The 19,355-nt window shown below is 64.4% G+C and carries 18 protein-coding genes and 1 pseudogene; 9 read left to right on the top strand and 10 right to left on the bottom strand.

Features of this window, described 5'->3' with window-relative positions; all coding sequences use genetic code 11:
* Positions 1 to 41: 41 nt before the first annotated feature.
* Positions 42 to 476, top strand: coding sequence for a hypothetical protein (locus LWC34_RS39730; protein WP_233730355.1), 435 nt, complete (start codon positions 42 to 44; stop codon positions 474 to 476).
* On the opposite strand, the gene LWC34_RS39735 is transcribed toward LWC34_RS39730, so the two are convergent.
* From LWC34_RS39735 to LWC34_RS39745, 3 genes and pseudogenes are all read right to left on the bottom strand, one after another.
* Complete coding sequence (locus LWC34_RS39735) at positions 439 to 1,290, bottom strand: NAD(P)-dependent oxidoreductase (RefSeq protein ID WP_233730356.1); 852 nt, start codon at positions 1,288 to 1,290, stop codon at positions 439 to 441. The genes LWC34_RS39730 and LWC34_RS39735 overlap by 38 nt on opposite strands.
* Positions 1,287 to 2,129: pseudogene (locus tag LWC34_RS39740) on the bottom strand (NAD(P)-dependent oxidoreductase); the annotation flags it as partial. The gene LWC34_RS39735 and the pseudogene LWC34_RS39740, both read right to left, overlap by 4 nt.
* Positions 2,120 to 2,998, bottom strand: coding sequence for an NAD(P)-dependent oxidoreductase (locus LWC34_RS39745; RefSeq protein WP_233730357.1), 879 nt, complete (start codon positions 2,996 to 2,998; stop codon positions 2,120 to 2,122). The pseudogene LWC34_RS39740 and the gene LWC34_RS39745, both read right to left, overlap by 10 nt.
* Before the next feature lie 83 nt (positions 2,999 to 3,081).
* On the opposite strand from LWC34_RS39745, the gene LWC34_RS39750 reads away from it, so the two are divergent.
* Positions 3,082 to 6,243, top strand: a complete 3,162-nt coding sequence (locus tag LWC34_RS39750; protein WP_233730358.1) for an AfsR/SARP family transcriptional regulator — start codon at positions 3,082 to 3,084, stop codon at positions 6,241 to 6,243.
* Between the two features lie 264 nt (positions 6,244 to 6,507).
* Here LWC34_RS39750 and LWC34_RS39755 read toward each other — a convergent pair whose 3' ends face one another.
* Positions 6,508 to 6,969, bottom strand: coding sequence for a peroxiredoxin (locus tag LWC34_RS39755; protein ID WP_233730996.1), 462 nt, complete (start codon positions 6,967 to 6,969; stop codon positions 6,508 to 6,510).
* 203 nt (positions 6,970 to 7,172) lie between these two features.
* On the opposite strand from LWC34_RS39755, the gene LWC34_RS39760 reads away from it, so the two are divergent.
* From LWC34_RS39760 to LWC34_RS39770, 3 genes are read left to right on the top strand one after another with little or no spacing between them, the layout of a single operon-like run.
* A complete protein-coding gene (locus tag LWC34_RS39760; RefSeq protein ID WP_233730359.1) occupies positions 7,173 to 7,526 on the top strand; it encodes a hypothetical protein in 354 nt (117 codons plus the stop codon).
* 59 nt (positions 7,527 to 7,585) lie between these two features.
* On the top strand, positions 7,586 to 7,942 hold the full coding sequence (locus LWC34_RS39765) for a hypothetical protein (protein ID WP_233730360.1): 357 nt from the start codon (positions 7,586 to 7,588) through the stop codon (positions 7,940 to 7,942).
* Positions 7,943 to 7,957: 15 nt separating this feature from the next.
* On the top strand, positions 7,958 to 9,241 hold the full coding sequence (locus LWC34_RS39770; protein WP_233730361.1) for an amidohydrolase family protein: 1,284 nt from the start codon (positions 7,958 to 7,960) through the stop codon (positions 9,239 to 9,241).
* 13 nt (positions 9,242 to 9,254) lie between these two features.
* Here the strand turns inward: LWC34_RS39770 and LWC34_RS39775 are convergent, their stop codons facing one another.
* The gene (locus tag LWC34_RS39775) at positions 9,255 to 10,385 is read right to left on the bottom strand and encodes a carbohydrate-binding protein (RefSeq protein ID WP_233730362.1); all 1,131 of its coding nucleotides are present in this window, start codon (positions 10,383 to 10,385) and stop codon (positions 9,255 to 9,257) included.
* Positions 10,386 to 10,577: 192 nt separating this feature from the next.
* Here LWC34_RS39775 and LWC34_RS39780 point away from each other — a divergent pair, with 192 nt between their 5' ends.
* Positions 10,578 to 11,288 carry a GntR family transcriptional regulator gene (locus LWC34_RS39780; protein ID WP_233730363.1) on the top strand — a complete coding sequence of 237 codons (711 nt, stop codon included), beginning with the start codon at positions 10,578 to 10,580 and terminating at the stop codon, positions 11,286 to 11,288.
* On the opposite strand, the gene LWC34_RS39785 is transcribed toward LWC34_RS39780, so the two are convergent.
* The 3 genes from LWC34_RS39785 to LWC34_RS39795 form a co-directional block, all read right to left on the bottom strand.
* A complete protein-coding gene (locus tag LWC34_RS39785) occupies positions 11,263 to 12,762 on the bottom strand; it encodes a beta-N-acetylhexosaminidase (RefSeq protein WP_233730364.1) in 1,500 nt (499 codons plus the stop codon). The genes LWC34_RS39780 and LWC34_RS39785 overlap by 26 nt on opposite strands.
* Before the next feature lie 77 nt (positions 12,763 to 12,839).
* Positions 12,840 to 14,264, bottom strand: a complete 1,425-nt coding sequence (locus LWC34_RS39790) for a carboxylesterase/lipase family protein (protein ID WP_233730365.1) — start codon at positions 14,262 to 14,264, stop codon at positions 12,840 to 12,842.
* A 9-nt stretch (positions 14,265 to 14,273) separates the two neighbouring features.
* The gene (locus tag LWC34_RS39795) at positions 14,274 to 14,636 is read right to left on the bottom strand and encodes a winged helix-turn-helix transcriptional regulator (protein ID WP_233730366.1); all 363 of its coding nucleotides are present in this window, start codon (positions 14,634 to 14,636) and stop codon (positions 14,274 to 14,276) included.
* A 109-nt stretch (positions 14,637 to 14,745) separates the two neighbouring features.
* Here LWC34_RS39795 and LWC34_RS39800 point away from each other — a divergent pair, with 109 nt between their 5' ends.
* From LWC34_RS39800 to LWC34_RS39810, 3 genes are read left to right on the top strand one after another with little or no spacing between them, the layout of a single operon-like run.
* Positions 14,746 to 15,690, top strand: a complete 945-nt coding sequence (locus tag LWC34_RS39800) for an NADP-dependent oxidoreductase (RefSeq protein WP_233730367.1) — start codon at positions 14,746 to 14,748, stop codon at positions 15,688 to 15,690.
* Positions 15,691 to 15,735: 45 nt separating this feature from the next.
* Positions 15,736 to 16,215: a hypothetical protein gene (locus LWC34_RS39805; RefSeq protein ID WP_233730368.1), complete on the top strand. Its 480-nt coding sequence runs from the start codon at positions 15,736 to 15,738 to the stop codon at positions 16,213 to 16,215.
* Positions 16,212 to 16,838: an alpha/beta fold hydrolase gene (locus LWC34_RS39810; RefSeq protein WP_233730369.1), complete on the top strand. Its 627-nt coding sequence runs from the start codon at positions 16,212 to 16,214 to the stop codon at positions 16,836 to 16,838. Before LWC34_RS39805 ends, LWC34_RS39810 begins: the two co-directional genes overlap by 4 nt.
* On the opposite strand, the gene LWC34_RS39815 is transcribed toward LWC34_RS39810, so the two are convergent.
* Both LWC34_RS39815 and LWC34_RS39820 read right to left on the bottom strand, forming a co-directional pair.
* A complete protein-coding gene (locus LWC34_RS39815) occupies positions 16,804 to 17,766 on the bottom strand; it encodes a ring-cleaving dioxygenase (protein ID WP_233730370.1) in 963 nt (320 codons plus the stop codon). The genes LWC34_RS39810 and LWC34_RS39815 overlap by 35 nt on opposite strands.
* Before the next feature lie 46 nt (positions 17,767 to 17,812).
* A complete protein-coding gene (locus LWC34_RS39820) occupies positions 17,813 to 19,312 on the bottom strand; it encodes a CocE/NonD family hydrolase (protein WP_233730371.1) in 1,500 nt (499 codons plus the stop codon).
* Positions 19,313 to 19,355: the final 43 nt, after the last annotated feature.

Here is a 19,355-nt window from a genome sequence, read left to right on the forward strand (position 1 = left end):
CGGGAGTTGAGCCTGCCGAGTCGGCGCTTTAAGGTTCTGCAGTGGGTTTATTCGGTACCTATCTGTATGACGGTGACAAGTGGACACCGCATGACAACGACGTGCGGCCCGATGTGTCCGGGCCATGGCTGATGGTCGACATTCACGACAGTGACATCGGCACGGTCAGCTACAGCCCAGCCGGTCCCGGCACCGGTGTTGCGTACATCGGGGTCACTCCCCGCGTTTACTTCGCCGACGAAACCGCCTCGGCGCCGACGGATGTGGTGCGCGAGGCGGAAGGTCTGGCCGCGTGGCGTGAGGAACTCGGCGCTTCGGCCGTCACCTCCGACGATCTTGTCGACTTCCTCGCCGAGGACGAAGAAGTGGACTGGGACGAGGAAGACTCCGATGTCGAGGTCTTCGTCGAAACGAAGGTTTCCGAGTTCCTCACCGCACTCAGCCTGCCGGTGCCTGACGACCTTTTCCAGTCCTGAGCACCTCGATCACGCTCGACAGGCTGTCATTGCCATGCCCGTCCGCTGACCGGCGGTCAAGCAGAGCCCGGATCGGCGTCAGCGTTTCCGCGTTGACGCCACGGGACAGACTGGTACCGACAAGGCTGCCGAGAACGGCTCGGTTCATGTCCACAGGGGACGCTCCACCCCGGTAGTCGCCCGTCTCGATCTCACCGGCGAGTTCACGGATGAAACTGAACAGGCCCTGAATCGACTGCTGCGCCACCGGAACGAACTCGGACGGCCGTGTCCCCGCGGTTTCCAGCAACGCAAAGGCTTGGAAAAAGCCGAAGAATGCCGAGTACCCGATGCTCAGCAGAGCCGCGTCCCACAACGCCGCGACCGTCGGATCCTCACCGAGGTAGTGGTTGGTGGCCAACAGGTCCAGCATTCTCCGGTTGTCCTCGAAGACCGCTTTCGACCCGCTGAACAGGAAATGCGCGTCCGGTGTCGCGATGTTGCTCGGCACCGCCAGCATGGCGCCGTCGAGGTACTCGATGCCTCGCTCAGCTGCCCAGTCCGCTGTTTCCTTTGCCTGTTCAGGTGTTCCGGTCGCCAGGTTGATCAAAACCTTGGCTGTTCCACCGACGGTTCGGACTGTCTCGTGGTCGGACACCGCTGCGATCACGACCGGACTTTCGGCAATGGCTTCCTGGACGGTCTTCGCGTGGTTGGCGCCTTGCACTGTCTTGCCAGGACTGCGGTTCCAGACTGTCGTTTCGTACCCGGCCTTGACGAGCGCGACGGCAATCGCCGCGCCCATCTGGCCGAGCCCTAGCACAGTCACCTTCACGGCTTCACCACGTTGTACAGGCTGGTCCAGTTGTCGCGGCCGTGTCCCATCGCGATAGCCCTGTCGTACAAGGACTTCACTGCGTATGGAAGGGCAGAGTCCACTCCGTACTCATTGCTGGCCGCGACGATGTGATCGGCCGTCGCACCCATCATGATCACGTTCGCCAGGTCACCGGGGTGCTCGCCGGACTGGATGTTCTTCAGCGCGTCCGCGAGCACGAAGTTGACCGTGGCAAAGTTCTCCAGCGCGAACTCGTGATACTCGGTTATCGGCACGCCTGCCGCTCCCACCAGCGCCGACGCGTGCAGATAAGCCGCGAGTGTGGTCAGGAAGATGTCCAGCTGTGCCTGGTAGAACAGCTGGCCAAGACCAGGCGCTGAGCCGACGTACTTGACACTGCCGATCACGCTCAGCTCCGGCTCGAGCCTCCGGACAGCGTCCTCCGGTCCACTGTAGAACACATATGCAACTTCCGTGGCCACCTGATCGGCCGGGACCATGATGCCGCCGTCGATGAACGTCGCCCCCTGCTCGGTTGCCCATTTCGCGGCTTCGCGAGTTTTGTTGGGCGAGTCCGAGCTGAGGTTGACGATCACCTTGTCCTTGATGGACTGTCCATCAAGGATGTCGTACATGGCCTTGTAATCAGTCAGGCTCAAGATGACCAGTTCACTCGCGTCGAGCGCCTCAGCCACGGTCGGCGCGACTGCTGCGTCGAGCCCTTCGGCTCGTGACGCGGTCCTGTTCCACACCGTGACTTCGTGGCCGGCCTTGCGGAATCCCCGGACCATCGCCTGTCCCATCGGCCCGAGGCCAATGACTGTGATCACTTCTTGTTCCCCTTCTTCAACAGTTCGATCACGCCACCGATGTCTTCGTGGCCGTGCCCGTCCGCGACCCGCCGTGCCATCAGCGGGCCGAGTGGTTCGAGCAGCTCCGCGCTGATTGCCTGTTCCTGCGCGGAAAGCGTGAGGTTGATGTATCCAGCGGACTGCATGGCGATGTTCGAGGTGACGTTGATCGCGTAGTCCTGCTTGTCGATCTGTTCGGCCAGGCCGTCGACGTAACCGGCCATCGAGGTGACGTAGCGCTTGAGCAATGGCGCGAACTCGGTCGTCGAGATGCCTGCCGAGTTGATGAGTGCGAGAGCGTGCAGTCCGCCAGCGAACATGCCGTACATGCCGCTGAGCAACGCGATGTCGTGCAGTGCCGCGAAACCCGGGTCGGTGCCGACGTAAATGCTCTCCCCGAACGTCTCAAGCACGGCCTTGTTGGTGTCGTAGGCGCTGCGTGACCCGCTGTAGAACACGAAGGCCGCTGGCGTCGCGATCATCGGCGGCACGGCCATGATCCCGCCGTCGAGATAGTCGACGTCGTACCTGCCCGCGAGCTCACGAGCCTGTCCTTGCGTGCTGTTGGTCAGGTTGACCACGACCCGTCCGCTCAACGCGTCTCTCACGGTGTCGAGCACGTCAGCCACAGTGTTGTGGTCGAGCAGACAGACGATTAACAGCCTGCTGGCTGTGACCGCGTCAGCGACCGTAGTGGCGTGCGTCGCACCCTCGTCGACCAGCGGTTTCGCCTTCGCCGGTGTGCGGTTCCACACGGTCGTCGGATATCCGGCCGCGAGCAGCGCTCTGACCAGGGCGGATCCCATGTCACCGAGCCCAAGGACGGTGACTGCGGGCTTGCTGAGATCTGGCATGACCCCACTCTGCGCAGGGTCGCGCACGGATCACTGCGGATCGACGCACGGAAATTGTCGGTAGGTGCCGCTAGGTTCGAATTGTGAAGTTCGGGGTGCTGGGACCGTTGACGGTGTGGACAGCCGACGGGCGCGAGGTGCGCGTGCCCGAGGCGAAAGTCCGCACGCTGTTGGCAGATTTGCTCGTGCAGGAAGGCAGACCAGTCGCGGCCGACCGACTGGCGGACGACCTGTGGGGCGCACGGCAACCCGGAAACCCCGTCAACACGCTGCAAACCAAGGTCTCGCAGCTGCGCAGGGCTCTGGAAGACGCCGAGCCGGGTGGGCGGCTGCTGGTGTCTCATCGGTCCGGCAGTTACGTGATGCAGGTCGACCTGGACGTGACGCAGTTTCGTGCGCTGACCGCCCAGGCCCGCAGTGTTGCCGATCCGCGGACTCGGTCGTCGCTGCTGTCCGACGCGCTGGCTTTGTGGCGTGGGCCCGCGCTGGTGGACTTCGCAGACGAGCCGTTCGCCATCCCGGTGATCCAACGGCTCACCGAGGAACGCCTAGTCGCCTTCGAAAAGTGGGCCGAAGCGCGACTCGAACTGGGTGAGCACGCCCCGTTGGCCATCGAACTCACCGAGTTGGTCGCCGCGCATCCACTGCGTGAACGGTTACGCGCGCTCCAACTCCGCGCGCTTTACCGCGCAGGCAGACAAACCGAGGCACTGGACAGCTACCGACAGCTGGTCACGGTCCTGGACGACGAATTAGGCCTGACTCCCAGTCCAGAACTGGTCGCGCTGCACTCGAAGATCCTGCAGCAGGATCCGGCACTGGGCAGTCCGTCAGTGCCGCGGACAAACCTGCCTGAACCACTGACCGAACTGGTCGGCCGTGACGCGGCCGTGCAGTCGATCCTGTCGCTGATCGGTGAAACCCGGTTGGTCACCCTGACCGGCCCCGGCGGCGTGGGCAAAACACGGCTGGCCCTGCAGACCGCACGACAGGTCCAGGAAGCATGGCTAGTCGAGTTCGCGGGCCTCGAACAACACGGCACACCGGAGACGTGCCCGCGTGACGACCTCGTCGCCGAAGTCACCGCGGCCACACTCGGAATCCGGGACGAGCAGATCGCCGTACTCGACCGCCTGGCCGGATCCCTGTACACCAAGGAAATCCTGCTGGTACTGGACAACTGCGAAGGCCTGATCGACTCGATCGCCCGACTGGCATCAACGCTGCTGCATGCCGCACCACGGCTGCGCATCCTGGCCACCAGCCAAGAACCGCTAGGCGTAGCAGGCGAAGTGGTGTGGAACGTCCCACCGCTGGAGGTACCAAGCGCAGCAACAGCCGAGGCCGACGACGTCCGAGCATTCAGTGCCGTACAACTCTTCGTCGCGCGGGCATCAGCCGCCTCCCCCGGATTCACCCTCAACGCAAACAATGCGGCGGACATCGCGGCAATCTGCCGCCGACTCGACGGAATCCCGCTAGCGCTGGAACTCGCGGCAACCAGAATCCGCGCACTCGACACAAGCGCGCTCCTCGCCCGCCTCGATGACAGATTCCGCCTACTGGCAAGCGGAAACCGCAGCGGCCCACCCAGGCAGAGAACGCTGCGCGCGATGATCGACTGGAGCTGGCAGCTCCTGTCTCCAGCAGAACAGGCGGTCCTCCGCAGACTGGCCGTCCACGTAGAAGGCACAACCCTGGCGGCAGCCGAAGCAATCTGTGCCAGCGAAGACATCGACGCGGCCGACGTAATGACCCACATAGCCAACCTCGTCGACCGCTCGCTAGTCGTCGGCGGCCCCCGCTACCGCCTACTCGAATCGGTAGTGGCGTACAGCATCGAACAACTCCAAACTGCAGGCGAACTAGACGAAATCCGCCTCCGCCACGCTGAGTACTACATCAAGCTGGCCGAAGAAGCCGACACGAAGCTCCGTACAAACGAACAGCGTTCATGGCTCGAACGCATCGACCTGGAAACAGCCAACCTCCGCCGAGCGCTGGAAACCGTTCTCCTGCAACGACACGCACACCTAGCCCTCCGGCTGGTCAAAGCAATGACCTGGTACTGGTTCCTCCGCGGCCGGATAAACGAAGCCCGCCGGGCAATCCGCCAAGCCCTTGACCTCCCAGGCGAAGCCCAAGACCTGCCGTCAACTGTGCTGGCATGGGACGCGGGACTAGCGATCCTGGCAGGTGAAGTCGCCAAGGACATCGAAGTCGCGTACGACATCAAGAACCCAACCGACCGCGCAATGGCACTGTGGTTCCTTGGCTACGTAACGACAACCATAGGCGGCGTCCCCACAACCGAACTCATGAGCACCCAAGCACTATCCGAGTTCGAAGCCCTGAACAACAACTGGGGAACAGCGGTCACACTGATCGACCGCGTCACCCACCACAAAGCCCGCGGCGACTTCACCGCTGCGGAACGCGACACCACCCGCAGCGCGAAACTGATCGAACCCCTCGGCGAGCGCTGGGCGCAACTCCAGGTCAGCTTCATGGTCGGCACCCTCGCGGAGATAGCAGGAGACTACGCGCGAGCGGCCCAAGTCCACCGCGAAGGCCTGAAGATGGCCGAAGAACTCAACCTGACCCCAGAAATCAGCTACCAACTCTCCTGGCTGGGCCGGATAGCCCTGCTCGACGGCGACCACGACGAAGCATGGGACCTGCATTCCCGAGCACATCGAATAGGCCTGGAAAACGGCTTCAAACCAGCCGAGATGTACGCCGAGACAGGCCTTGCCCTCATCGCGAGGAGAGCAGGAAACCTTGACGTGGCGGAAAAGCACCTGCGCAGCGTGCTGGCCTGGCATCAGGACCAAAACTACGAATCCGGAAGCACCCTGATCCTCGCAGAGCTGGGCTTCGTAGCAGAACACCGAGGAAACGCAGAAGAAGCCCGAACCCACCACCAAGCAAGCCTAACGATCGCACAAGAAGGCAACGACCCCCGCGCGGTGGCCCTTGCACTGGAAGGCCTGGCAGGAGCAGAAGCCCTAGCCGGAAACCACACCTTGGCGACTCGCCTGCTGGGAGCGGCAACACAGGCCCGCGAATCAGTAGGCCACCCGCTGCCAAGAGGCCAACGCCAAGACATAGACCGCATAACGAAAGCGGTGCAAGCGGCCCTCACCCCGGACAAGTTCGCAGCGGAGTTCCAACGCGGAAAGAAAACCCCACCAGCCAACCTGATCCCAAGCAATCAGAAACCCACATCAGCGACGGCGCCATAGCATCGGCAGCCGGTCTAGAAAACCCACACCAGACACACCGCCACGGGCCCACGACCCACCAAGAAACCCATCCCCAACCTCACCCCGACAAACCACAACGCACACCGGACACGACGCCACACCACCCACACCCCAACGAGGAAGCCCGGGACCCCGAGCGGCTAGAAACCCGCCGCCACAGCGCACCAGCGCCCGCGTCCAGCCGTTTGCCTACTTCTGCGCCTCAGCCAGACTCCAAGCCAAGCCCGCCCCAGCACCCACCACCTAGCCGTGAGCCTCAGCCAAAGTCTCAAGCGCCCGATCAGCGTGCCCATTCATATCCAGCTCGGAGTGCACAACCGCAAGCACCTTGCGATCCACCCCAATCACAAATGTCATCCGCCGATTCTTCAACGCTCCAAACCCGATCTTCCGCCGAACCCCCAACTGCTCAGCGACCACACCATCCACATCGGACAGAAGTGGATAGTCGAACTCGTGCTTGTCCGAGAACTCCCGCTGCCTGTCCACACTGTCCCCGCTAACGCCCACCCGCTGTGCGTTGTACTGCGCGAACTCCGCGGCCAGGTCACGGAAGTGGCACGACTCCATCGTGCATCCACGGGTCATCGCGGCCGAGTAGAAGAAAAGCACCACTGGGCCTTTCTCAAGGAACTCCGTCAGCCGTCGTGGCGTTCCCGTCGAATCCGGTAGTTCGAAGTCTTCCACCAGGTCACCGACGGCCACGCCCATGAGATCTCCTTCATCAACAGCTGCAGGGGAATGCAGCTTATCGCTCACACGATCGGGTGCTTCTCACTACCAGGCCTTTCCCGCCGAGGCATCAAGAAGACATAAAGGAATCCGCCGAACGCGTCAAAACCTCGCCAGTGCGAGAGGCCACCGGTCGATTACCGTGGGTGAATCGACAGGTGAGAGGTGCCAAGGACATGAACAGATGGCCGAGGATCTCCGGTGCACTGGGATCCGCGGCAGGCTTCGGGGCGGGCATCTTCGCGACCTTGGTCGCATCGCTGGCCGGTGCCAACACGCACACCGAGATCGGCTTGTTCGCCCTCGCCTTGGCCGTCGCCGGAGTCTCGGCGATCACCACCGTCGTCGGCGCGCTCGCGACCTGCGTGCAGTGCTGGTTGCTGTACGCGGGCTTCGTCGTCGGCCGGTCTGGTTCGCTTGTGCTCGACGACGCGTCAGCCGAAACCGCAGGCTTGTTCACCATCATCGCGTTGGCCGCGACCGGCATCGCGGGCGGCGGCACGACTGTGCGAGCGCGCTTGAGCCGCTGAGCAGCCACCTCTCCCCCGGAGGGGTTAATTCGATTTGCTCACACCGCCATTGACCGCCAATGATCGAACACGTGTTCGAGCGCGAAGGTAGACTGGCGGCCGAGGAGATCCGGACGGCATCCGACCGGTTACGAGAACTGGGCCGCAGGGCCGCGCCCGGAGTGTGGCGCGCGGTCGACGAAGGCGCGTTGATCCGCCTGCTCGGCCGCGAGGACCACGAAGTCGCCGTACTCACAGGATTGTGGGCGCCGAGCACAGCCGAATACCTCACCGCGGTCGCCCCAGCCACGGCATACAACGTCGCCGAACTGATGTGGCTCAGCGAAAGCTTTGTCCGCCAGGGAGAACTACCCACACGTCTACGAGAAGCCTTGCTACGAATCGCCCGGGGGCTAGAGTCGAACACATCGACGTAGACAGCGGGGGGACGCATGGATCGTCGCGCCTTTCTTCGATGGCTTGGCATTGGCGTGGCGGTACTGCCCACAGCGGCAAGCGCCGTCACGGAATCGACCGACATCACCGTGCTCACAGGCGGAACGCTGATCGACGGCACCGGCGCGCCAGCCACGAAAGACACGACAATAGTTCTACTCGGCGACCAGATCGCGTGGACAGGCCCGCCCGCCCAGTTGCCACACGCGGATGGCGCACGTGTGCTCGACATCCGCGGCAAATACGTCATCCCAGGCCTGTGGGACATGCACACCCATGACGGCGTCGACGAGACGATGACGCTTCCGCTGCACATCGTCAACGGCGTAACCAGCGCACGAGAAATGTGGGGCTTCGATGCGACCCACCGGGTCCGTGACCGCATCAACCGAGGCAAGCTGCTCGGACCACGATTCACCATCGCCAGCCCGGTCATCGACGGCAAACACTCGAGCTGGCCGACGTCAACCCAGGTCGTTACGGCTGACCACGCACGCACCGCGGTTCGTCGCGCAAAGGCTGCAGAAGCCGACTTCCTCAAGATCTACTCGTTTCTCTTGCCCGAGGCATACCTCGCCCTGATCGACGAGGCCAGAAAAGTCGGCTTGCCCTTCGCAGGACACCAACCAGCCCGGATCCCAGTGCGTCAAGTGATCGCCGACGGCATGCGCAGCTACGAACACCTGTATCAGATGTCGCTGGCAACATCCCGTGACGAAGAAACACTCCTGCAGCGGCTCGTCACTACACCGATCAACCCAACCAGTCCCCGCGCGTTCTGGGCCGTGATAGACGAAGTGGACCGAGCAGCTTCCTTGTCTCACAGCCCATCCAAAGCCGCCGACCTCTACGACAGAATGACACGCGCCAACACATGGCAGTGCCCAACCTTGACTGTGCTCAGGGCCGTGTCGTCCCCGCCGGGAACCTTCGCCAATGATCCACGGCTCATCTACATCCCCCAAGAAACCAGGAAGAACTGGGCCGACAAAATCAGCCTGATGGCACCCTCAACACCGGATGCGGTGACAGAACAACGCAGGTACTTCCAGTTCCAGCTCAACATGATCAACGAAATGGAACAGAGCGCACCAAGATCCTGGCCGACGTGGCAGCCGAAGCCGGGAAACCACAACCACAGGGTGCGGTTAGACCGACGTGCTGCCATGTCAGCAATTAGATCTATTGGCCGAAAAACCCTTGCCGCAAACAGTGGCTCCAGATCCAGCCAATGGCCGGAATCTGGCCCTGCTCGCACAGCGGTCATGTCCAGCCATTGACCGGAAATCTGCCCTACCTCGAGCACGCTCCCAGGTTTTCCCATTGGGCCGTCACACCTGGCTCGGAACCTTGCGTCCACCAACGAGCCCGCCACAGCCGTCCGTTGTGCTTGACCCGCTGGTTCTCCAAGTACACCGTGGCCCATTGCCAGGCTGGGGCGTTGGTGCAGTCAGGCGGGTTGGTCGGCGGCGGCGGTTCGGTCGGCGGCGGTGTGCCGCAACTGCCGACCAAGTCATCCTTGAACCGCACGCCTGAGCCGCGGAATGTTCCGGCTTGGGCGACGGCTTCGGCTGGGGTGAGGACGCGGTTCTTGCCGTAGTACACCCAGTCGACCTGCTCGTGATACGTGCTCAGGCCGCCGCTGTGCTGAGTGAGGTCGATGAACCAGTGGTTGAAGTTCAGCGACATCAGCTGCCGCGGGTACACGCTGAGTTCCTGACCGTCAACGAAGATCGTGCTGTGATCGCCGTTCAATCGACCGTCCACATAGTACTTCACGTGGCCGCCCGACACGGTGGCGACGACCGTGTGCCAGCCGGACATGCTCGCGGTTTGCTTGTCGTACTTGTTCTTCGACACCCATGGTTCCAACTGGTATGTGTGCCACGAGGTGTGGAAGTTGACCGGCCACACCGGCTCGCCCCAGCCGCCGTTGGGCAGGTATTCGGCGAAGTCGAGCTCGCTGTACAACGGGTCGTTGTCGTAGCGCAGCGGGCTGATGGTGAAGAACGTCTGGTTGACCCGGTCGCCGTCGGCGCCGCTCACGGGTGCGTCGGCGAACTTGATCCGAGCGGCGTACGTGCCTTCGAAGAACCGCCTTTCGTTCTGCAGCAACTCCGTGTGTTTCGTTCCGCTCGCTGTGCCGTCTGTCGATGACGCCAGTTGCACGGCCTTGTCGCCGTCGACAGTCGGGAACGTGATGTTCTCGGGCGTCCACCTTGCACCGGGCACGCCTGGGCCACCGGCGTCGGCTCGCGCGGACCAGCCGTGCGCAGCCAAAGTCGGGTCGGTATGGGACGTGTAATGGAAGTCGTCAAACAGCTCGCCGCAGGCGGCGCTCGCCTGGGACGACGCCGTCGCAGTCGCGGGGGCGAATGTGGCCAGCAGAGCCACGACCACCGCGGTGATTCTTGATCCGGACATGGGTTCTTCCTCGAGTCGCAGGGGAGCCTCGCAGAGAGCCGGCCGGCCGTAACTGGTAAACTCCACCTGTTGACCAGAGTTGTCAATAGGTAAACACAATCCGCTTCTTCCCAGCTCGTAGGCGAGTTGCCTGGTCAGTTATTGGTATAGGTTGGTACCCTTCGCTGTGCGCGCGCAGCGAAAGGAGTGCCGGTGAAGCGGTCCGAGGTACGCGAACAGCTGCGTCAGCTGATCAACTCGCGGCAGCCGGGCGAGGTGCTGCCCTCCGAGCGCAACCTCAGCGAGCAACTGGGCGTGTCCCGGCCGACGTTGCGTGCCGCCATGAGCGACCTCGCCAAGGACGGCCTGCTGGTGCGCGAACACGGGCGCGGCACGTTCACCGGCACACGCAAGATCGCCCAGGAGATGTCGCCGATGCCCAGCGGCGAGTTCAACGCGCCACCCGCGGACGGCACGTGGTTCAGCCGCGTCGTCGAGTTCACCACGCAGGTCGCGGGCGCCCGGCTCGGCCAGCGCCTGCAGGTCTCACCGAGCACAGAACTGGTGCACGTCACCAGGATCCGCATCGTCGACGACAGCCCGATGGCGATCGAGCGCATCCTGCTGCCCGCCGAGCTCGTCCCCGAAATCGCCCCCGCTGATTTCGAGTCCGGCTCGCTGTACGAGCTGCTGCGCATCCGATATGAAGTTGTCGCAAGCAAAGCCGTGCAGACGACCGAACCGACGGTCACCGATCCGGCGGAGTCCGAACTGCTCGGCGTGCCGCTGCACGCGCCCGCTTTGCTCTTCGAACGCACCACAAGGGACACAACCGATCGCGTGATCGAATACACCCGGTCCATCTATCGCGGGGACCGGTACCGCATCACCACCCACCTCACGTTCGATCATACCTCGGGTTAGCCCGGTAGTGCACGCCGAGTTCTTTCAGCCTGGTTTCGTGCTGTACCAACCGTTCCGCGAAGTCCGGCCAGTGACCTGACCACGCGTTCTCGGCCAACGCGCACAATCTGGGAAACGCCAAGTACTCCACGGCCTCGGTCGTCGCGGCGAACTCGGTCCACAGCTGCCCCTGCGTACCGATCACCGCCGCGGCCAGCTCAGGCTCCCATGTGGACGGTTGGATCTCCTGCCGGTACACATCTTCGAGCGTGACGATCCCGCCAGGCTGCCCAGCTGGCTCACCACGGGCACCTTGCGGGTAGTCGAGGTACGTCGAGCGCCACGGCGTCATCACGACCTGGTGCCCACGTTCTGCCGCAGCCACCCCATGTTCAGCGTCGCGCCACGCCATCACGGTGGCCTCGGCAGGAAGACTCCCGCTGTGGTCGCCGTCGTCCCAGCACACCGGTTGCCTGCCGTGCAGCACGAGGAACCTACTGATCTGGCCAAGAAACCAGCCACGCAGCTCACTCGGCCCGGCCAGCCCCTCGGCCGCGATCCGTTGCCGGGCAACAGGACTGAGCTCCCACTCTACCGTCGGGCATTCGTCACCACCGATGTGGATCCACGGCGACGGGAAGATCTCCATCACCTCGGACAGCACTTCACGGCAGAAGTCGAGGGTGGCTTCCTGCACCCCGAAGATCGCGTCCGACACGCCCCACCTGGTCCACACGCCCACCTCACGGTCCGGGAAGTTCCCCAGCTCGGGGTACGCCGCCAAAGCCGCCATGGCGTGCCCCGGCATCTCGATCTCCGGAACGATCGTCACACCACGCTCGCTCGCATACTGCACGAGATCCTGTAATTCACGGCGTGTGTACGCGCCACCATGCGGTCTGCCGTCGAAGGTCGTACTGCCAGCCGGTCCGATCATGCTCTCCGGGCGCCACGCACCGACCTCGGTCAACGCCGGGTATCTGCGGACCGGCATGCGCCAGCCCTGATCATCGGTCAAGTGCAGGTGCAGCACATTGAGTTTGTGCAAGGCCAACAGGTCGACCAGCCGGCGCAGGAAGCTCGCCGGCATGAAATGCCTTGCCACGTCGATCATGGCACCACGCCAGGCAAACCGCGGCCGGTCACTGATGTCGGCACATGGGATCCGGCGACCGCCAGAGGTCAGCACCAGCTGACGCAACGACTGGATGCCGTTGAGCAGACCGGCGTTGCGTGCGGCCCTGAGCACGATCGCCTGCGGGCTGACGGTCAGCGAATAGCCTTCATCGCCCATCCCGACCAGGCGGGAATCCAGCGCGAGCGTGATCGCTCCGCCAGTCGTGATCCGCGGCCGGAACCGGACCGTGCCCGCGATGTACTCGCGCAACAGCTCGGCCGCCAGTTCGGTGCCCCGCCCCGCCCGGATCGCGGTCTTCGAGTCGAGCGTGAAATGCCCTGGCCGGTGGATCATCCGCTGCGGACGGGGAATCAGCATCGCGCCGCAACCAGTTGACCAATTGGTAAACGCACGTGCTGACGGTGACACAGACCACTTGGCCAGTCAATAGCTCCTCAGAACGCGAACCACGCGCCCGGTTGCCACGAGACATCGCCCCATGCCAGGCGTTCCCGCCGGTTCGGGTCGAACTCGACGTGCGGATCCTCGTCGAATACCAGTACCGGCCGGGTCTCGCCATAGGGCGGCCAACTGGGCAACGGGATGCCGTCCTGGATGAAGTTCACCCACGCCTCGTGGATCTGCGCCGCGGTGATCTCCCTCGGCAGCGACGGCTGGGCAGGCGCGTTCCAGACCATGCCGAGTTCCATCCCGTGCGCGCCGTCGAGGAAGCTCGGGACGCCAGGCTGGGCGATGTCGATGCGGTACCGGTAGACCCGGCTGTGCCGAGCCTGCGCGTCCGCCAGGCGCTGGGTAGGGATGCCGTACCGCTCGTCGCTCATCACCGCGATCCTGGCCGCCTCGTCACCACCACGGATGTCCCGGTAGGTGTCCAGGATCCTGGTACTGCCGAAGATCTCGGTGAGCACGTCGTCGACCGGCGCGGTCGCTTCTTCGCCGAGGAAGGCCGAGAAGGTCGCGGCCTCGTTGCCGTTGTGGCCGATCATCAGCCGGATCCCCGCGGCACTGCCCGCCGCGATGAGGGCGGTGGGCGTCGATGGCAACACCGTCGGATGAATCGTCGGACGCCACAGCCACACCGACGCCATACCGGTCAGGATTCGCTCCTGTGCGGCCAAAATGTCCTCGGCGGGCACAGCCCGGAGGTTTCGGGTGCCGAGTTCGTCGATCAGTCGCTTGGCGATCCGTGTGCCCTGCTCCGGGGTCGCGACGTGGTCTCCACCGCTGCTGATGATGGCCTGCGAGAACAGGTTCCGGCTCAGCGGAGTGGCCATCAGGTTGCCAACGCTCTTCGCCCCCGCGGAAACACCGTAAACCGTGATCCGTTGCGAATTCCCGCCGAACGCCCCGATGTTGTCGCGCACCCACCGCAGCGCCGCGACTTGGTCAAGCAGCGCACACACGCCCGCATCGCTCTCGCCGGGGCCAGCGACCCCAGCAAGGTAAGTCATTCCGAGCGCGCCGAGCCGGTAGTTGACCGTCACCACCACGATCCCGGCACGGGCGAACGCCTCGCCCTCACCTGCCTGTATCCCGCTGCCAGTCCGATAGCCGCCACCATGTAGCCAGAACAACACCGGCCAGCCACCCGGCGGCGGCACACCTTCCGGCGCGCACACGTTCAGATACAGGCAGTCCTCACTGGATGGCGCCGCGGCGACACCGATCTCCTGCGGTTGCAAAGCTTGCGGTCCGAAGTCGGTGGCCCGCCACGTTCCGCCCCACTGCGGCGCGCGTCTCGGCGCGCGCCAACGCAACTCGCCAACCGGCGGCTCGGCATACGGAATCCCGCGCCAGACAACACAACCTTCACGCTGCAGCCCGCTGAGCCGCCCCTGCTCGATCGTCACCAAGGCCACGCGTCCCCACTATAGGGAGGCGATCCGGTGCAAGTTGTCCTCGACCCACGAACGCAATCCGGACAACGGCTCAGCGACGCTGCGTCCGAGGTCAGTGAGGGCGTATTCGACGTGCAACGGCACCGCCGGGTAGATCGTCCGGTCGACGAACCCGGCCTCCTCCAATCTGCGCAGGGTGTTGGTGAGCACCTTCGGGCTGACGCCCTCCAGCCTTCGCTGCAGCTCCCCGAAGCGCTGCGGGCCCTGTTCCATCGCGCCGATGGCGAGCGCGGCCCACTTGTTCGCGAGCAGGTCCAGCACACCCCGGCACGGGCACTGCGCGGCGTACACATCGTGCTTGTCGTGCTGTCCCGTCGGGCAGGAAAGTGACATCTGACCCTCCTAGCTGCATGCTTCCTGAAGGATAGTACTCGCCCTTGCGGGAAAGTAGGGCCTCGGAGATAGCGTCGAAACACGTCAGTCGGAGCGGAAGGCAGAACAGATGCGAGCGATCAGTCAGGACGAATTCGGCGGCCCGGAGGTGTTGCGGGAGATCGACATTCCACGACCGGAACCACTGCCGACGGAAGTGCTCGTGCGGGTGGTCGCGGCCGGGATCAACCCGGTCGACGCCAAGACCCGCGCGGGCGGCGGCGTGGCGAGCATACTGGGCGAACCGCCGTTCATCCTGGGTTGGGACGTGTCCGGCGTGGTCGAGGAAGTCGGCCACGGTGTGCACACCCTCAAGCCAGGCGACGAGGTGTACGGCATGCCGTGGTTCCCACGCCAGGCCGGCGGCTTCGCGGAGTACGTCACGGCGCCGTCGCGACACTTCGCCCTCAAGCCGACCACCGTGGACCACGACGCCGCGGCAGCGGTGCCGTTGGCCGCGCTCACGGCGTGGCAGATCTTGCACGACGCTGTGCACATCACCGCAGGCCAGCGGGTGTTGATCCACGCCGCAGCAGGCGGTGTCGGACATTTCGCGGTGCAGTTCGCCAAGGCGGCGGGCGCGCACGTGACCGGCACAGCCAGTGCGGCCAAGCACGATTGGCTGCGCAAGATCGGCGCCGACGAGGTCATCGACTACAGGTCGACCCGGTTCGAGGACGTCACCAGCGACCAGGACATCGTGGTCGACCTGATCGGTGGCGACAACGCCGTCCGGTCGATCCAGGTCACCAAGCCAGGCGGCACCGTGGTCGCTGTCCCCGGCGGCGTCTCCCCCGAGTTGGCCACGGCAGCTGAGCAGCGCGGCGTCACCGCGATCCCGTTCCTGGTCGAGCCGGACGGCCGCGCGTTGACCGAGATCGCTGCTCTGATCGACGCGGGCAAGGTGCACGTCGAGGTCGAGCAGGTGTTCCCCTTGAGCGAGATCAAGGCCGCGCACGAGCGCCAGGAAAGCAGCCGCGCCCAGGGCAAGCTGGTGGTTCACATCGCTCCTTGACAGCTGGCGTCAAGTACTTGACACTGGACGTCAAGGAGGCGGGCGATGACCGAGACCGGACCATTGGTTCAGCAGCTGATGTCGATCATGAGTACTAGGCTGCTCGACCCCTTGGAAATTCTTCTTTCCGAGGATCCGCTTGCGGGGTCGAGCGTTTACACCAACCCGGTCTCGGACCTGCGGGAGCGATGCGAGCGGGCCGCCGAGTCATGGGCGGTCCGTTTGCTCGGCCCGCACGGCAACTACGCGGTCGCGAGCATCATCGGCGCCCTGTACCCGGGCGACGACGCGTTCGACCCACCCGCGGACTGGTGGCGGACGGCGCTGGGGCAGGTCGTCCTGCGCCAGATGGGCTTCCCCGGCCGCGAGGCGGTGTCGTACACGCTCGCGGGCGCGATGTTGGGCGTCACCAGGCAAGGCGTGCACGACCTGGTGACCCGCAACAAGCTCGCTCGTCATCCCGACGGGGGCGTCACCGTGACGTCCATCCGGGAACGGATCCAGCTGAGGGGACAACGATCGTGAGAGACCTGTTACTGCTGCACGGCGCGGGCGGTACCCCGGCACAGTTCGAGCGGTTCATCGCCGAGATGCCCGATTTCCACTGTGTCGCACCAGATCTGAACGGCCTGACCACCTGGGAGGCGATGCTCGACCACCTCGAAGGCCTCAAGCTCGACAACCCAGCCGTCGTCGGCTCGTCGCTGGGCGGCGCGCTCGCCATCTACTGGGCGAAGCGTCATCCCGAGTGCCCTGGCGTGGTCAACCTGGACGGCCATGGCCACCCGTCAACATATCCAGGTCTGACCGACGCCGAAGTCGGCAGCTGGAAGGCCAAGCTCAAGGAACTCTTCGACGAGATGGCCAAGCAGTTGCCACCAGAGCACGTGGCGCTGCGCTCATTGGTCGACAACAGCTCAGTGCGGGAGCTTTACGACGGCCTGACCGCCCCAGCGATCGCCGTGGTTGCCATGGAACTGATGCCCGCTCAAGAACCCTTCGCCGAGTTCTTCACCGCCGCACGCAAGGGCGTTCTCGCCGACCTCGCCGGGCGGCGGGTCATCGAACTCCCCGGCGACCACGGCTTGCTCGGCACCCACTCATCCGAGATCGCTAACCTGGTACGTCGTTTTCTGTTGGAAGGTTGAGTCTCGGCAGCATCGCCTCAATCTCTTCTCGTTGTGGCTCAAGCCATGGCGGTAGCTTCAACGCCCGCCCGAGCTCGAGCAACGGCTCGTCGATCGCGAAACCCGGCTCATCGGTAGCCACCTCGAGCAGGGTTCCACCCGGTTCCCTGAAATAGATCGACCTGAAGTACTGACGGTCCAAAATGGACGTCACATTCACGCCTCGGTCGACCAGTTCCTCGCGCCATTCCACCTGTGTGGCTTCATCGGGCGCGCGCCACGCGACGTGATGCACGGTCCCGACCGCGACCACACCAGGCGAAGCCTCCGGCGTGACAAGGACATCCACCAGTGCACCGGCGCCGCCCGCACCTGCGGCGAACCGGAACCTGTTGCTGTCCTCGCCCACCTGGCGCAGACCGAGGTCGTCGACCAGCATGCCGGCCGTCGCCTCCTCCCGGTCAACCGACAAGGTCACCGAGTGCAGGCCACGGACGGCGTGCTCCGGCGGCACGAACCCGTGGTCCCACGGCTCGCGCGGGTCGCCCTGGACATGGGCGATCAGCGCGATCGCCAGCCCATCGGGATCACGAAACGTCAGCACGTCCTCGTCATCCCGGCTGACAACCTGACCGACCTCGACGCCAAGGCCGGTCAGGTGCGATTTCCACCAGCCAATGGAAGCCGCGGGCACCGAGAAGGCCGTTGTGGTGGCCTGCCCGTTGCCGTGCCTGCCGCCCGGGGCCTCGCGCCACGGAAAGAACGTCAGCAGCGAGCCCGGCCGGCCGGCACTGTCGCCGTAGTACAAGTGGTATGTGCCTGGATCGTCGAAATTGACGGTTGTCTTGACCAGGCGCAGGCCGAGGGTTCTCAGGTAGAAGTCGACATTGCGCTGCGGGTCACCGGCGATGGCGGTGACGTGGTGCAGCCCGCTTGTCGCCACGGACATGGGTCGCTCCTCTCGCCGCGCCCATTGTCCGCTCGAATCGCTCGATTTACCTCCTGGGAATCGTCAGCTTGCCGACGATCTTGACTGTTCCTGGGTTGCTTTCGCTTGTGTAGCGCAGATCCGCGCTGTCCACCACCAGCGCCAGGTGATGCCCGGCGCGCACGTCCCACGAGATCGACTCTAGCGGGAAATCGATGGTTGCCGTCTTTGTTCCCCTTATCGTGTAGGGGGTGTGCGTGATCAGTGATCCGAAGCCCGCCGCGTTCACGTCATAGAGGTACGCGACCAAGGTGGTGTCCGCGTTGCTTGACGTCACTGTCGCGGAGAGTCGTGGTTTGCCCACAACCGTTACGCCATCCGGGTAAACCGGACCGTTCCACACACCCGCAGGCACCGCGCCAGGAACGTAAACACCCGTGGGAATCTTGAGGAATCCCTGCAAGGCACCGCTCAGAACCGGGACCCCGCTGTTGGCGATACTGTCGATGCCGGTCGCGAACGTCTTGCTACCCAACGAGATTGTGTCCTTCGCGGTCGCCGCGGCGGCCAAAGACGAGTAACCACGCCAAGTCCATGCGTTCGCCGACATCAACTGGACCGGTGGTGTCCGGTTGATGCCGTTGTCGGCGCCGTCGAGATAGTGATCGAACCACTTCGTGGCCGCGTTCCAGACGTCGTTGGACAACCCGACCGCGCCGAGCAGTTCCGAGGTCGCGTGGTCTCCACCTTGCAACATCAGGCGTTTCGGCACACGCAGCCGGTCATAGAAGTCAGCCGCCTGGTTCGGCGGGAAAATCGCGTCCTGCCACGAGTTCGCGATCAGGATCGCGGCACCGTTGGCATTGATCTTGTCCACCTTGGTGCTTGCCGATCGGGACGGCGCAAGCTGCCTGGCGTAGTCGATCTTTCCTTGCAGGAACTCGGAAGTGATCCTGCGCAGGTCCGGCCCCGGCCTGCCGGCGACCTGCGCGGCCGCGAGCAAAGCACCCGACGACAGCTGGCTGATCGTCTGGTTGGGATAGAGCGAGGCCTCCAAGTCGGCCCACGTGCTCATGGACGCGACCGCTTTGATCCGGTTGTCGTTCGCTGCCGCGAGCAGTCCGATGCCTGCGCCATAGGAAATCCCGGCAACCCCGATCTTGCCGGGGTCGGACGGCGTGTTCGCCAACGCCCAGTCGATCACCCGGCTGACGTCGTTGACGGTGTCCGGGCCTGCCACGTCGATCTCGCCGCCGGAGTCGTAGAACCCGCGGCTGGTGTAGCTGATGACGACGTCGCCGCTTTCGGCCGCGAGTTTGCGGGCCGCGCCGACGTATTCGAGGCTGGGCGCACCCCAGCTGGCTGGCATGACCAGCAGGGGGAACGGGCCGTCGCCGCGCCCGGTCGGGGTCACAACGAACCCGCGCATGGGCACGCCGTTGTGGCCAGGAATCGTCTGATAGGAAATGTCAGCGCCGAATGAGGTCGCGGCGCTGGACGCGGGGGCAAGCAGGGCGCCCGCCGCGGCCACGGTAGTCAGCAGGGTCAACACCCGTGAGCTGCGCATATACCCTCCATTGGGTGTCGCGTAACAAGCACAACGCGCGAGC

The sequence above is a fragment of the Kibdelosporangium philippinense genome (assembly GCF_021390435.2).
Taxonomy (GTDB): domain Bacteria; phylum Actinomycetota; class Actinomycetes; order Mycobacteriales; family Pseudonocardiaceae; genus Kibdelosporangium; species Kibdelosporangium philippinense.

Bases quoted from the DNA above. Each gene is read 5' to 3' on its own strand.
- LWC34_RS39745 (WP_233730357.1), bottom strand. From the start codon at position 2,998: ATGCCAGATCTCAGCAAGCCCGCAGTCACCGTCCTTGGGCTCGGTGAC.
- LWC34_RS39760 (WP_233730359.1), top strand. From the start codon at position 7,173: ATGAACAGATGGCCGAGGATCTCCGGTGCACTGGGATCCGCGGCAGGC.
- LWC34_RS39765 (WP_233730360.1), top strand. From the start codon at position 7,586: ATGATCGAACACGTGTTCGAGCGCGAAGGTAGACTGGCGGCCGAGGAG.
- LWC34_RS39770 (WP_233730361.1), top strand. From the start codon at position 7,958: ATGGATCGTCGCGCCTTTCTTCGATGGCTTGGCATTGGCGTGGCGGTA.
- LWC34_RS39775 (WP_233730362.1), bottom strand. From the start codon at position 10,385: ATGTCCGGATCAAGAATCACCGCGGTGGTCGTGGCTCTGCTGGCCACA.
- LWC34_RS39785 (WP_233730364.1), bottom strand. From the start codon at position 12,762: ATGCTGATTCCCCGTCCGCAGCGGATGATCCACCGGCCAGGGCATTTC.
- LWC34_RS39795 (WP_233730366.1), bottom strand. From the start codon at position 14,636: ATGTCACTTTCCTGCCCGACGGGACAGCACGACAAGCACGATGTGTAC.
- LWC34_RS39800 (WP_233730367.1), top strand. From the start codon at position 14,746: ATGCGAGCGATCAGTCAGGACGAATTCGGCGGCCCGGAGGTGTTGCGG.
- LWC34_RS39805 (WP_233730368.1), top strand. From the start codon at position 15,736: ATGACCGAGACCGGACCATTGGTTCAGCAGCTGATGTCGATCATGAGT.
- LWC34_RS39815 (WP_233730370.1), bottom strand. From the start codon at position 17,766: ATGTCCGTGGCGACAAGCGGGCTGCACCACGTCACCGCCATCGCCGGT.
- LWC34_RS39820 (WP_233730371.1), bottom strand. From the start codon at position 19,312: ATGCGCAGCTCACGGGTGTTGACCCTGCTGACTACCGTGGCCGCGGCG.